The sequence below is a fragment of the Shewanella phaeophyticola genome (assembly GCF_025398315.1).
Taxonomy (GTDB): Bacteria; Pseudomonadota; Gammaproteobacteria; order Enterobacterales; family Shewanellaceae; genus Shewanella; species Shewanella phaeophyticola.
Genome location: NZ_JAODOQ010000001.1, coordinates 316,257 through 329,704, shown reverse-complemented (window position 1 = coordinate 329,704; position 13,448 = coordinate 316,257). Strand labels below are relative to the sequence as shown.

Annotated in this window: 11 protein-coding genes and 2 pseudogenes; 5 read left to right on the top strand and 8 right to left on the bottom strand. The window is 40.8% G+C overall.

The window, feature by feature from the left end; all coding sequences use genetic code 11:
- Window position 1 precedes the first annotated feature (1 nt).
- The 4 genes and pseudogenes from N4T56_RS01575 to N4T56_RS01560 form a co-directional block, all read right to left on the bottom strand.
- Window positions 2-1,633 (bottom strand): annotated as a pseudogene (locus tag N4T56_RS01575) (ABC transporter permease).
- 73 nt (window positions 1,634-1,706) lie between these two features.
- Window positions 1,707-2,714 (bottom strand): extracellular solute-binding protein, encoded by a 1,008-nt coding sequence (locus tag N4T56_RS01570; protein ID WP_390903987.1) that lies wholly within the window; start codon window positions 2,712-2,714, stop codon window positions 1,707-1,709.
- A 189-nt stretch (window positions 2,715-2,903) separates the two neighbouring features.
- Window positions 2,904-3,653, bottom strand: coding sequence for a ferredoxin--NADP reductase (locus N4T56_RS01565; protein ID WP_261731997.1), 750 nt, complete (start codon window positions 3,651-3,653; stop codon window positions 2,904-2,906).
- Between the two features lie 133 nt (window positions 3,654-3,786).
- Window positions 3,787-4,383, bottom strand: coding sequence for a DUF5610 domain-containing protein (locus N4T56_RS01560; protein WP_261731996.1), 597 nt, complete (start codon window positions 4,381-4,383; stop codon window positions 3,787-3,789).
- A 195-nt stretch (window positions 4,384-4,578) separates the two neighbouring features.
- Between N4T56_RS01560 and N4T56_RS01555 the strand changes: the two genes are divergently transcribed.
- Together N4T56_RS01555 and N4T56_RS01550 are read left to right on the top strand one after the other, a co-directional pair.
- Window positions 4,579-6,066, top strand: coding sequence for an FMN-binding glutamate synthase family protein (locus N4T56_RS01555; RefSeq protein ID WP_261731995.1), 1,488 nt, complete (start codon window positions 4,579-4,581; stop codon window positions 6,064-6,066).
- A 359-nt stretch (window positions 6,067-6,425) separates the two neighbouring features.
- Entirely contained in the window at window positions 6,426-6,620 is a 195-nt protein-coding gene (locus tag N4T56_RS01550; RefSeq protein WP_261731994.1) for a hypothetical protein, read from the top strand.
- Between the two features lie 205 nt (window positions 6,621-6,825).
- Here the strand turns inward: N4T56_RS01550 and N4T56_RS01545 are convergent, their stop codons facing one another.
- Window positions 6,826-7,044, bottom strand: a complete 219-nt coding sequence (locus N4T56_RS01545) for a hypothetical protein (RefSeq protein ID WP_261731993.1) — start codon at window positions 7,042-7,044, stop codon at window positions 6,826-6,828.
- A 289-nt stretch (window positions 7,045-7,333) separates the two neighbouring features.
- Window positions 7,334-9,127, bottom strand: a pseudogene (locus N4T56_RS01540) (ABCB family ABC transporter ATP-binding protein/permease).
- Window positions 9,128-9,477: 350 nt separating this feature from the next.
- On the opposite strand from N4T56_RS01540, the gene N4T56_RS01535 reads away from it, so the two are divergent.
- A complete protein-coding gene (locus N4T56_RS01535; protein ID WP_261731992.1) occupies window positions 9,478-9,663 on the top strand; it encodes a hypothetical protein in 186 nt (61 codons plus the stop codon).
- Window positions 9,664-9,691: 28 nt separating this feature from the next.
- Here the strand turns inward: N4T56_RS01535 and aroG are convergent, their stop codons facing one another.
- Entirely contained in the window at window positions 9,692-10,747 is a 1,056-nt protein-coding gene (gene aroG / locus N4T56_RS01530) for a 3-deoxy-7-phosphoheptulonate synthase AroG (protein WP_261731991.1), read from the bottom strand.
- Window positions 10,748-11,139: 392 nt separating this feature from the next.
- Between aroG and N4T56_RS01525 the strand changes: the two genes are divergently transcribed.
- Both N4T56_RS01525 and N4T56_RS01520 read left to right on the top strand, forming a co-directional pair.
- Window positions 11,140-11,820, top strand: coding sequence for an amino acid ABC transporter (locus N4T56_RS01525; protein ID WP_261731990.1), 681 nt, complete (start codon window positions 11,140-11,142; stop codon window positions 11,818-11,820).
- 11 nt (window positions 11,821-11,831) lie between these two features.
- Complete coding sequence (locus N4T56_RS01520) at window positions 11,832-12,002, top strand: hypothetical protein (RefSeq protein ID WP_261731989.1); 171 nt, start codon at window positions 11,832-11,834, stop codon at window positions 12,000-12,002.
- 201 nt (window positions 12,003-12,203) lie between these two features.
- On the opposite strand, the gene N4T56_RS01515 is transcribed toward N4T56_RS01520, so the two are convergent.
- A complete protein-coding gene (locus tag N4T56_RS01515) occupies window positions 12,204-13,421 on the bottom strand; it encodes a tetratricopeptide repeat protein (protein ID WP_261731988.1) in 1,218 nt (405 codons plus the stop codon).
- Window positions 13,422-13,448: the final 27 nt, after the last annotated feature.

The following is a 13,448-nucleotide window of genomic DNA, read 5'->3' as shown; positions in this document are numbered from 1 at the left end:
ATTAGCGTGATTGCTCCAATGAACGGTTCAAATAAATCAAAGGTACTAGCCCAACCAACACAATTACAATTGCGGCTAAAGCCCCATGTTCTAACTTCTCATCAGAGACAAATTGAAATACATACGTGGCTAGGTTTTCAAACCCTATAGGGCGAAGTAACAATGCTGCTGGTAATTCTTTCATGCTTTCAATAAACACTAATAATGCACCCGCAAACATACCTTTACGTAATAATGGAAGGTGAACGCTGCGTAATAATTGCCGAGGTGATTGGCCTAACGTGATACTCGCCATATCAAGCGACGGAGAAATACGCTTGTAACTGCTCTCTAAGCTGCCAATCGCAATCGCAATAAAGCGCACGCAAAATGCAAAGATTAACGCAAATACGCTACCCGTAAATAACAGTCCAGGTGGCTGGCACCAAACCATGTCATTAAGTCATTAATGGCAAAGTCAGCATAGGTCAGCGGAACCAATACACCAATCGCTAATACCGTGCCGGGTAATGCATAGCCTGTACTGCTCAAGCGTGAAGCAAGCTTATCGCTTGGGCGTGGGCTCACGCGCCGAACAAACATTAACACCACCGCAAAAGCCACACAAATAAAGCTCACAATAGCCGCTATACACAAACTATTAATGCTGTACTGCCAAAAACGGTCATCCCAACTTTCGTTAAAGTAATCGACAGCGTATGCACACAACACAACAAAAGGCAGTAAAAATGATACCACCAATAAACCCATACAATAGCTCCACGCTGCCCAGGCTTTAGCTGGCGCTAAATGATATCTATCAGCTTCATTTAACCTTGACTGTTTTTGAAATAATTGCTGTTTACGCCGAGCAAAACGCTCAACCCCCACCATGCTAAACACCACCAGTAACATAATTGCCGACAGTTTAGCTGCTGCAGTTAAACTGCCATAACCTAACCAGGTATCGTAAACAGCAGTAGTTAATGTTGGTACTGCAAAATAACTTACCGTGGCAAAGTCGGCGGCGGTTTCCATTGCCACTAATGCAACACCTACAGCTAGAGCAGGGCGTGCCATGGGCAAGGCTAACCGCCCAAAACTGTGCCAAGATCACACAACCCATCACTCTAGAGGCGTGTAATAAATTAGACGATTGCTCCATAAATGCAGTGCGAGCTAATAAGTATATATAGGGAAATAATACCAACGACAACATAACCGCGGCACCGCCAATACTGCGAATAGCCGGGAAGTAATAATCATGAGGTGTTTGCCACTCAAACCATGCCCGCATTGCGCGCTGCACAGGATCAGCATAGTCGAGCATATCGGTATAAACATAGGCGACAATATAAGCAGGCATAGCGAGAGGTAATAACAATAACCATTGAAAATAACGTCGTCCAGGAAACTCACAGCGAGCAACAAACCAAGCGGCAGGTATAGCGATGACGAGTGAGCCAAACCCAACGAGCAACATTAGCAGTAAGCTATTGTAAATATAGGTAGGTAATACCGTGTCAAACAGATGGGTGAATACCGCTTCGTCTGGCTGAGTAGCCTGAACAATAAGAGCAAGTAGCGGTAACAATAATACTGCAGTAATCAAATAACCAATAAGCGACCAGCTTCTGGTTAACCCTAAGATCATAAAGTCTACCGAATTAATTCAGCGCGTTATTATTTTTTAACAACGCGCTGATACTGAAAAAAACCGCACTTAATTACAGATCAAATTTTACTTCATCTAATAACTTAATTGCTGCTTGGTGGTTTTCTGCTAATTTATAAATAGGCAGTGAATCCGCTTTAAAGTCGCCCCACGATGCTACAAGTTCAGATGGCGCAACATCCGCCTTAACGGGATATTCCATATTCACTTCAGCATACATGCCTTGAGCAACATTTGAAGTTAAAAACTCCATCAATTTGATCGCATTATCTTTGTTAGGTGAATGTTTTGCTAAAGCCATACCTGATACGTTGATATGCGCGCCACGGTTTTGTTGATTTGGAAAGTTAATATAAACCGCTTCAGCCCAGCTCTTTTGGTTTTTATCCATCATCATTTTACCGTAATAGTAGCTATTACCAATGGCGATATCACATAAGCCTTCTTTAATTGCTAGCACTTGGGCGCGGTCATTACCTTGTGGTTTACGGGCTAAATTCGCTTTAACACCTTCAAGCCATGCTTTGGTTTTAGCTTCACCGTCGTGAGCAATCATTGAGGCAACAAGAGTCACATTATAAGGATGCTTACCACTGCGAGTACAAATTTTGCCTTTGTATTGCTCTGATGCTAAATCTTCATAATCAATGTCAATTTTGCCGATACGCTCTTTTGAAGAGTATACGTTACGCACACGCATGGTTAATGCGTACCAATCGTGATTAGGCGAGCGATATTGTACAGGGATATTTTCATCAATAGCTGAACTATTAACTGGGCTAACCAGGTCTTTTTCAACTAATTCCATTAAACGCGAAAAATCTGAGGTTAAAACAACATCAGCAGGAGATAAACGGCCTTCACGTGCTATACGCTCCGCAATGCCATCTTTGGCAAATACCACATTCACGTCAACGCCGGTTTGTTCAGTAAATTTTTCTAGGATTGGCTCAACTAAAAATGCTTGGCGATAAGAATAAACGGTCAGTGGATCTGCTGCAGAGGCAGAAAAAGTCATACCGGCTAACCCTAATAATACGACGTTATTGAGCAATTTCATTGTGGCACTCTCCTGTGATCAAGCTTTATAAAAGCCTTTTAAAATGTAAGTGATAATAATTATCAATTGCATACATGATAGATAAACGTCACATATTGAGCAAGCACTGTTTAATTTTTTCGTATTTTAAGTCAATAGAATGTAAAAACTGCAGGCGTCAACACTGAGCACCATTGGCAAAAATAAAAATCACCAATATTTTTCGACAGTAATTTGTCCGGGGGCGCGACGTAAGTTTTTATTGAGTCCCTTTTCGATTAACGCAGCTTGCGCGTCACTAATCATCCCAGGGTTGCCACAAATCATCACTTGAGAATGTTCTGCATTAATGCCTAAACCGGCTTTTTTCTCAATTAAGCCACTACTTATTCCATCAGGGATTCGACACGATAATGCATCAGGAAAATCTTCACGGGTCACGATAGGAATAAAAACAAATTGCTGAGGATATTTTTGTTTTAACTGCTTAATGGTATCAAGATAAGCTAAATCTTCAGCAAGCCTGACACCATAAACAAGCACTACTTTTTCAAACCGTTGCCAAGGTTCATCGGTGGCCAACATAGAAATAAACGGCCCCACAGCAGTTCCGGTCGCTAAAAACCACAAATGCTTGCCTTGTAAGGTGCCTTGAGGGATTTCATCTAAGGTCATAAACCCGGTGGCTTTAGGGGTAATTTCGATTGTGTCACCTGGGGTTAGGCTTTGCAGATCGGGAGAGAGTTGCCCCTCCTCTACCGCCACAGCAAGCACTTCAACATAATCAGTGCCGGGCGGATTAACAAGTGAATAAGCTCGGGCTACGCGCTTATCGTCGCGTTTTTGGCTTAGCTTAATAAATTGCCCAGCAATAAAGGGCTCAATATCCGCTTTGATACGCAAAGAAAACAATTTGTCATTCCAGTCAATGCGCTTGAGTACAGTACCGTTAATCCACATGGTGAGTATCCTTCTAGATTTGGCGATAAATAATAATACCAATCTATACAGATATTTGCTTAATTAACAGTCTAAGTTTATTTATGATATTTATCGCAACGTCTCAATGAGGGCGTAATACCACAGCGTAAAATTAAGCCTCTTGGGTTTCTGTATTAGCCGTATTAGCATCTAGTCTGTCTTGCGCAAATTGAGCTAGTTTTTGCTGAATTAATTCATAGGTTTGATCGACACCGTCGGCAATGTCGCCTTCTAATACTTTCAATCCTGACAAAATATCACTAGCTTCTTTAAAACCTTGGTTAATCGCATCACCAATCTTAACCATAAAACTACTGACCTGCTCATCAAAACCCATCGATTGATTTTGCTGCTGATGAACAGAAAAAAATTGGGTGGCAAAGCTCACAATACGATCGGCTGTTGCTTCAGGCGAGTAATCAATGCCTTCTTCAGCATTTTTTTGTACCGCATCTTCGCCCATGGTGGGGGCAAGTTCCTCATTAATGGCTTCAATGGCGGCACGATAAAGCAGCGCCATCGATTTATCGCCCGCAGCAATACTCACTTCTTCTTGGGCAGCTAAAATCGAGTTATTCATCATTTGGCGACTAAGTTGATTGTTGGTCAATTTAGGCTCTGTATCACTGCTTGTTGTTTGTTGATTAGCAGTGTTTTGAGTACTACTCTGCGTGTTTACACTCGTGCTATTGGTTGACTTAATATCCATAATCTTGGCTCACATACAATGACAGATAGCTTAATTATCGACCAACACACCCATTTCTAAAGCGCTGTAGCGATCTTTTTAGGTTATGTCATGGCAAGCAGCTTTAGTCTACTGATTAATATCATCAATTTAACTTGCCCTAATTCATTACGGCTAATATGGTAACCAATATACGCGATCATTAAGGACTGCAGCATGGAGCAACAACATTGGTTTATGTGGGGAATAGACTTGTTCTCTGGTTTATTTTTGGTGCTTTTTTGGCTACTGCTTATCGCAGTGGGTTACATGTATATCGCCGACAAACTGCAAACTAAGCAGGCTGTACGTCACAACTATCCTGTGATTGGCCGCTTTCGATATTTATTTGAAAAACAAGGCGAGTTTTTTAGACAATATTTTTTCTCCCAAGATCGCGAAGAGCTGCCTTTTAACCGCGCCGAGCGCAGCTGGGTATATCGTGCTGCCAAAAATGTTGATCGTACTATCGCTTTTGGCTCAACCCAGGTTTTAGACAAGCCTGGCACAGTCATGTTTATGAATTCAGCCTTTCCTGTGAGTGACCATGAACAACATCAACCTATTGCGATAACCGTTGGCTTCAACTGTCAACACCCCTATAGCACTGAGAAAATTTGTCATATTTCTGCCATGAGCTTTGGTGCATTATCTCGCCCAGCGATAACGGCATTGTCGCATGGCGCAGCGCAAGCGGGTTGTTGGTTAAATACCGGTGAAGGTGGGCTGAGTCCACACCATTTGAAAGGGCATTGCGACCTAGTGTTTCAAATCGGCACGGCAAAATACGGGGTGCGCAATGGACAAGGGCATTTAGACCCACAAAAATTAACTGACATCGCCGCCCACCCTGAGGTCAAAATGTTCGAAATAAAATTGAGCCAAGGCGCAAAACCCGGTAAAGGCGGAATTTTACCTGCGATTAAAGTCACTGAAGAAATTGCCGCCATTAGAGGTATCCCTCTCGGGCAGGACTCCATTAGCCCGAATGGTCATGTTGAATTTAAAGGCGTAAGCGACATTCTCGATATGATTAACCAAGTTCGCGATATCACCGGTAAACCCACAGGCATTAAAGCCGTTTTAGGCGACATGATTTGGCTAAGTGACTTATGTGATGAAATTGAGCGGCGTGGTATCGAGTCTGCTCCGGACTTTTTTACTCTCGACAGTTCAGATGGCGGCACAGGTGCAGCACCACAAGCGTTAATGGATAATGTGGGATTGCCTTTAAAACAAAGCTTGCCATTGTTAGTGGATTTATTTAACGAGCGCGGGTTAAAGCAGCGGATCAAAATCATCGCAACAGGTAAATTAGTTATGCCATCTTATGTTGCCTGGGCATTAGCTACTGGCGCAGACTTTATTGCTTCAGCCAGAGGTAACATGTTTGCTTTAGGTTGTATTCAATCTCTGCAGTGCAATAAAGATACCTGCCCTACAGGTATAACAACTCATAACACTCGCTTACAGCATGGCTTAGACCCCAAAGACAAATCCGCTCGAGTGGCGAATTATAACCACTTTTTACATTACGATTTAACCATGATTGCTCATTCATGTGGGGTTGTCGACCCAAGACATCTAACACGTCATCACGCCCGCATAGTCCAAAATACCGGGGTGGCGGTGACATTAGATAAACATTATCGACATATGCAATAAAACATCAGTGTCGATAAAAGCGTATACCTATTAATGGCAATGCCCTAATTACGGCTTATGAATCCGATAAGCTTTATTATGATAAACAGGTCGATGTACGCTAATGCGAACAAAGCCTTTGAAAAGATTAACATTTACAATTCTTTACTTATTATCTATTGAACAACCTGCATAAACAACTCAACACGTTATGTATTGTCACTATCCAAACAACTTATACGAAAGAGATACAGAATATAGCACTGAATTGTATCAGTATCGCTTTGCTGAAATGCGGAATAAGGTGTAGAATAGAGTATGACATTCGTCACATTATATTGCTTTGATGTGATTTAGGAACAAAGTGGATTAAGGGTTATATGTTAAAGATTCAAGCGGATAACATCCCCGTTAACGAAAAAAGCTTAAGTGTTAGCTGCCAAAACTGCGATCGCATGATTGAGATCGAAGGCGAGCAAGTCTGTTTTGAACATGGTAAAATCAAACGCTTAACTCTTGATCCTTCGCCAGCAGCGTTGATCAAGATGGTTTGTATTGGCTGGAGAAAAAAGTAGCTACAAGTTCAGTAAATCCTACTTTAGCTATTGCTGCATAGCTACATTTCAGCTTGTCTATAAATTACTCTTTCCTTGTTGCCAACCCGAACAACGTTAACCCCATTCAATATTGAGTCTGTTAGTTTCAATGCATCATTGATTTAACAATATGCTTAGCGGCTGCACATAAACGCTAACCAAACGGTACGTTTATGACGAGATATTACTTTAAGATGGTTTGATCTTTAAGTTTTTCAGTCATTTTAGCTAATGTTAAGCCTCGAGTCGTTACCCTTAACCCCGCACATAAATCGTTATAAACAATACTAATAGCATCATCGGACATATTACGCTGTTTTAACATGGCCATAATAGCAAACCAATCTGTCGTCACCTGATGTCGGGTGCCTTCTAACGCCGCTATCAACGCAATATTATGCATAAGTCACCTCCATACATCATTTAGTACCTAACGATTAATACAAAATTAAAATCAGATGCCTAATAAGCATCTACAAGAATCTCAGCTTGGATTTAAGCGGTGGGATAACCAACTAGATCAGATTTAAGCCTAGATGCAGAGAGAACGTCATATAAATGCACATGCTCTACTCAACAACTTGCAGCAATATAGATTAGCGACCTTATTATAGATCGTCAAAATAATCATTCGTTATAATTGTAACAATAAACATATAAAACACATCAAAACTAGCTTGTTCAGAAGGAAGCTATTGGCTAATTGGTTCGCTCTGCTCATGTTGAATATGCCATAAGCGAGCGTATAAACCTTGCTGGTACAATAAACTGCTGTGAGTACCATGCTCAACAATACTGCCTTTACTGAGCACCACAATTTGGTCGGCATCGATAATGGTTGATAACCTATGTGCAACAACCAAACTTGTATGGCCTTTTGCTGCGTCGCGCAAGGCACTTAAAATCGCTTGTTCTGAGCGAGAGTCTAATGATGATGTTGCTTCATCGAACACTAAAATCGGTGCGCCTTTTAACACAGCGCGTGCAATTGCGACCCGTTGTTTTTCACCGCCAGAAAGTTTGAGCCCGCGCTCACCCACTTTGGTATTGCCTTTATCGGGTAATGAATGAATAAAATCACTCAAATGTGCCAATTCAGTGGCTTGTTTAATTTCAGCTTCTGTTGCATCAGGGCGGCCATAACGAATGTTTTCATAGATTGAATCGTTAAATAACACCGTATCTTGCGGCACAACAGCAATCGCTTGGCGTAACGCTAATTGAGTCAATTGTCGAATATCGATACCATCAATGCTAATTGAGCCACTTTTGACATCATAAAAACGAAACAATAATTTAATGATGGTCGATTTACCTGCCCCACTGTCACCCACCACGGCGATTTTTTTCCCGCTGGAACATCAAAACTCACCTGTTTTAGAATCGATCGTTGATCATATTGAAAACTGACATTATTAAACTTTATTGCGCCTATACTTGGGCGAATGGCTGAAGCCCCTTCTTGGTCTTCAACTTGTGGCACATTAGCCATAATGTCAAACATACGTTCAATGTTGGCCAAGGCACCTCGGATTTCACGGTAAACAAACCCTAAAAAATTGAGTGGTATAAATAACTGCATCATAAAGGCGTTAATCAATACAAAATCACCAATGGTCATCATACCTAGTGATACTTGATGGGCCGCTAAAGCCATCATCGCAGTCATGGCGATAGCAATGATAAGCGCCTGTCCTCCATTTAGAGCTAGGAGTGACAAACGGTTTTTACGTTTAGCCACTTCCCACTGAGCCAGCGCGTTATCGTAACGTTGTGACTCATAAGACTCGTTATTAAAGTATTTTACTGTTTCATAATTTAATAGACTGTCTATTGCCCGAGTATTGGCTAATGAATCTGCTTTTGCCGCATCACGTACATAACCTGTGCGCCATTCAGTTGCTCTGATTGAATATCCGATATAAACAATCACAGAGATAAATGTAATGAGGGCAAATTGAATACCATAGTTAAAAAAGAAAATTCCGATAACCAAGGTGATTTCAAGCAGGGTGGGAACAATATTAAACACCATAAAACGCATTAAAAAGCTCACACCACTGGTACCACGCTCAATATCTCGCGATAAACCACCGGTTCTGCGGTCAAGATGAAAATCAAGATCTAAGCGATGTAAATGCTCAAACACAGCCAACCCAAGACGACGAATAGCACGTTCAGTTACGCGGCCAAACAACGTGTCGCGTACTTCACCAATAATGACATTGAGAAAGCGTATTGCACCATAAGCAACTACCAATCCAAATGGCACTGCAAGAGCTTGTTCAACACTTAACGTGTCTAAGGTATCAACGAGATCTTTTAGAATAAAGGGTAAGCCGACGCTGGCTAATTTAGCGATAACTAAGCACAGCATAGCCAACAACACTCGACCTTTAAACTCTATTAAATAGAGTGCACAATAATCGTAAAACATGCCAATTCAGCTTCCCTACAGGGCCTTCAAAATACGCAGAAGGTCTCATCACTACTCCAATGTTAGGCCGCTTAACGTGGCAATATGATCATGAGGTTTATCAATATTGTCTTATTATAAAGCATTTTCTTATCAGACTTACGTCACAATCTACTGTAATAAGCCCTGAATTATCTCAATATTTTCATTATTCAACCTAAGCACAGGTAAGTCTTTATGCTTACAAAATAAATAAAAACACACACCTTTATACTATTTTTTATTTTTATTTGGCCATTTGGGGCTTTTAACGCCTAAATAGAGTTATTTCTACGGATATTATTTGATACTCTTCAGTAATAAATAAACGACTGTTTGGGTAATTCACAAGCAACGATTTACCCGTTTAAAGGATGCTTTATGTTGGATAGCACGAAAGTTCAATACCCACCATTACAACTAATACAAACTTGGGTATGGATGATGATTGAATCTGGGAACCCTGAATTACAAGACAAAGGCCGCAACAATCTCATATCTGCATTTGGCAGCTTAGCAAAAGCAAACGAATATTTAGTACAGCAGGAAAAAAATAAGGCGCATTGAGCGCCTTATTTTTGTCTGCACATTTTAATTAGTCTTGTCGACGATTAACCACACTTTGATTTAATGTTGCCAGTAATTGCTCTGTATCATCCCAACCAATGCAGGCATCAGTGATACTTTGGCCGTAACACAATTCAACACCATCTACTAAGTCTTGACGACCTTCTGTTAAATGGCTCTCAACCATCACACCAAAAATGGCTTGGTTGCCTGTTGAAATTTGTTCGGCAACGTCTTTGGCAACTAACATCTGTTTTCTAAAGTCCTTGCTGCTATTAGCATGGCTAAAATCAATCATAATGTTATCAGCCAGGCCTGACTTTTTCAGTTGCGCTGAAATATCTTCAACATGCGCAGCACTGTAATTGGGCTCACGTCCACCTCGTAAAATGATATGGCAATCTGGATTACCTTTGGTTGACACAATCGCCGAATGGCCAAACTTAGTGACCGACAAAAAATGATGTGGAGCATTAGCCGCACCAATCGCATCAATAGCCACTTTAATTGTGCCATCAGTGCCATTTTTAAAACCTACTGGGCAAGAAAGCCCTGAAGATAGTTCACGATGCACCTGAGATTCTGTAGTACGTGCACCAATGGCGCCCCAGCACATCATATCGGCAACATATTGTGGTGTGATCATATCTAAAAACTCACCTGCGGTTGGCATACCACACTCGTTTAAGTCGACCAATAATTTACGTGCGGTGCGTAAACCATCATTTAATTTATAGCTATTGTCCATGTAAGGATCGTTAATTAATCCTTTCCAGCCCACGGTTGTCCGCGGCTTTTCAAAATAGACACGCATAACAATTTCAAGTTGGTCTTTATACTGCTCACGTAAAACGCATAAGCGCTCACCATACTCTAGTGCAGCCACAGGGTCATGAATTGAACAAGGTCCAATGATGACTAATAAACGGTCATCTTTGCCCGCTAAAATATTATGGATATTATTACGGGCGTTATATACGGTCGCAGATGCATTTTCGCTAGCCGGAAATCGCTCAAGAATCGCAATAGGTGGTAGCAATTCTTTTATTTCATCGATACGAATATCGTCGTTTTGATAATTCATAGTGGTTACAACTCCGGCAAAATCTATAATATCTCTTACTCAATAGGTTGAAAGAGATGAGTTAATTCATAAAAGTGATATAAAAATGAGTAGAGTACATCAGGAAAATGAACACGAAAGTTCAATCTAACCAGTATTAATCGACAAATCAATCAAGTATTACTCAACTATGCCGATATTAAATGATGAGTTATCACCTAAAGTAAAAGTGAACTTGATGCAAGACATTTGATGAACCATACTGATGTTAACAATAATGCGTTTTTGTACTGAATAATGAACAATTTCTTGCACCATATCAAATGCTGTTATGATCTATACAAGCAACCATTATTGACTTGATTAAGATCAACAGCCCCTAGACAAGGACATCACAATAGGAAGTTTAACGTTTGAAATACAGCATCTTTTTTTTGCTACTTACGCTTAACTTATTTATCTGTCTAACCGCTACGGCAGATGACATCGTTAGCGATCCATCTGAATTCCCTCATATCTTAGTCGAACATCACGCCCAAACCATACAACAAACCTTACTGCCTGATATCACCCAAATCAGCTTTTCAACCAGCAATAGTATTGCACCGTATTTTTTTGCGAATCAATCTCAAGGCGTACAATATGATCTATTAGTTACCGCCCTTAAACTGAGTGGTATTTCGATGACAGAGCTTGTTCACGCGCCTAACCTGCGAGCTCAACGCCTAGTAGATACCAAGAGAATAGATTGCATGATAAATACGCCGGATCATGTTGAAGGGATGTTTTATACTCAAAGTTTAATTGAATATCAAAATAGCGTGTTTTACCTGACTAAAAACAAGCTAAATATTAATAAAATTGAAGATCTTAAGCCCATTTCGATTTTAGGGTTTCAAAATGCAACGAAGTACCTTGGTGAAGAGTTTAGTGAGGTAACAAAACAAAACCCGCTTTACAGCGAAATTTCCAATCAAAAAAGCCAGGTTGTAATGTTATTTAATGGCCATATTCAATCGGTAGTACTTGAGAGACGTATTTTTGAGTATTACCGCCATTTATTGCAAAAAAACTCGATACTAGTCAAGCTGTGACAGAGGTAGCCTTGTTTGCACCAGCAGAAAGAAAGATTGCCTGTCACGACAAACATACCGCCGCAGTGCTAGATCAAGCCATTACCACTTTAAAGCAATCGTACCAATACCAAGAAATTCTCAGCTTAGCTGAACAAAACAGCTATCAACCTGCACAACACACTAACCGTCTCACCAAATAAGTCCTCGGCTCAACAAGACAATACCTAAAGGTAATCCCCTTAAATGCAGCAATGTCAGTGTCTATTTGTCATGCCTAATGAGGCGTCCATATAAGGCTTAGACTATGACTTTTAGCTTGAAACAAGGCACAAGGCAAGAATAATCAGCGTATATATTAAACTCATACGAAGTCACGACTAGCTTATTGATAGCCTTGGCTATTATTGACGCATAGCTTGCAACTTGCTTTGATAACGCTGTTTATTATCCACATCGCTCAGTGCTAACGCTCGCTTAAGATTTTTTTCTGCAAGCCTCTGTTCACCCGTTGCCCAATACGCTCTCGATAAACCAAAGTAAAACTCATGGCGGTAGTCTGCTTTCTCAACAGCACGCTTGTACCACACGAGTGCATCTTGATACTGTCGGTCAAAATACGCTTGTTGCGCCATATCAAAGTAATAAAAAGGGTTATTAATTCTGACCAACTCTAACACTTTATGCACTTCAGCCCACTCAGCTAACCGGTCTTGCTCACCTAAAATTAGCGCTAAATTATATAAGGTTGATAAATCTTGCGGGTTTACTTTTAATGCAGCTCGATAGACTTGTTCAGCTTCTGTTTGATAACCTTTATGGCGATAAATCACTGCCAAAGTGTTTATCGCCGCAACAAATTCAGGATTTAACATAATCGCTTTTTTAACTAAAGCATACGCTTGGTCATAGTCGTTTTTAACCAAGGCTTCTGCGGCAATATTGTTATAATACATTGCCGATAATTGCCGCTTATTGACCCGCTTACTTTGATAAGCCCTCAAAGAACGCTCGGGTAAAAAGTCCACAAGCAATTTTGAGCCCCTAAGCAATACGGTTTTATTATCTTCAGGGGGCATCAAGTTTAAATTGACATGACCATTGACCAAGAAAAAGCCTCCACGACGATCCCAAATGGGTTCAACGTCAATGTCATAAAACTCAACCGGCACATCTAATACCTCCGCTAAAGCCGCTGACAGCACCACCAAAGACATACAATTCCCCTGGCGATTAACGACTGTTTCTCTAGCGGATCGAGTGTAATGGTCACGATATTCAAAACCACCCTCGGCGGCACCTATGTATTGCGCTAACCATTCATTGGCCAGTATATTGTTGCTTCGTAGTGTATGCTCAGCGAGATATTGGCGTCTAAACTTGGCTACAAATGCTTCAGGTAGTTGATATATATCATCGGGATCAATGGTCGATACAGGGGTAAAGTATTCGTCGTAAAACAAGGTGTTAATATCAGTATTTTGCACATTAGATTGCGTGGATTGACAACCACCAAGGCAGATTAATACGCTAGTGAATAATAACTTAACCGTTAATTGAAGTCCTTTTGGGGATAGGCATAATGCCTTACTTGCGCTCCTGCTTGGGTGATAAGCCAACATGATTCAACCCTCAGATAGAAATAAGCT

Excerpts from the sequence above, each read along its gene's own strand:
- N4T56_RS01570 (WP_390903987.1), bottom strand. The coding sequence starts at position 2,714 with ATGAAATTGCTCAATAACGTCGTATTATTAGGGTTAGCCGGTATGACT.
- N4T56_RS01565 (WP_261731997.1), bottom strand. The coding sequence starts at position 3,653 with ATGTGGATTAACGGTACTGTACTCAAGCGCATTGACTGGAATGACAAA.
- N4T56_RS01560 (WP_261731996.1), bottom strand. The coding sequence starts at position 4,383 with ATGGATATTAAGTCAACCAATAGCACGAGTGTAAACACGCAGAGTAGT.
- N4T56_RS01555 (WP_261731995.1), top strand. The coding sequence starts at position 4,579 with ATGGAGCAACAACATTGGTTTATGTGGGGAATAGACTTGTTCTCTGGT.
- N4T56_RS01550 (WP_261731994.1), top strand. The coding sequence starts at position 6,426 with ATGTTAAAGATTCAAGCGGATAACATCCCCGTTAACGAAAAAAGCTTA.
- N4T56_RS01545 (WP_261731993.1), bottom strand. The coding sequence starts at position 7,044 with ATGCATAATATTGCGTTGATAGCGGCGTTAGAAGGCACCCGACATCAG.
- N4T56_RS01535 (WP_261731992.1), top strand. The coding sequence starts at position 9,478 with ATGTTGGATAGCACGAAAGTTCAATACCCACCATTACAACTAATACAA.
- aroG (WP_261731991.1), bottom strand. The coding sequence starts at position 10,747 with ATGAATTATCAAAACGACGATATTCGTATCGATGAAATAAAAGAATTG.
- N4T56_RS01515 (WP_261731988.1), bottom strand. The coding sequence starts at position 13,421 with ATGTTGGCTTATCACCCAAGCAGGAGCGCAAGTAAGGCATTATGCCTA.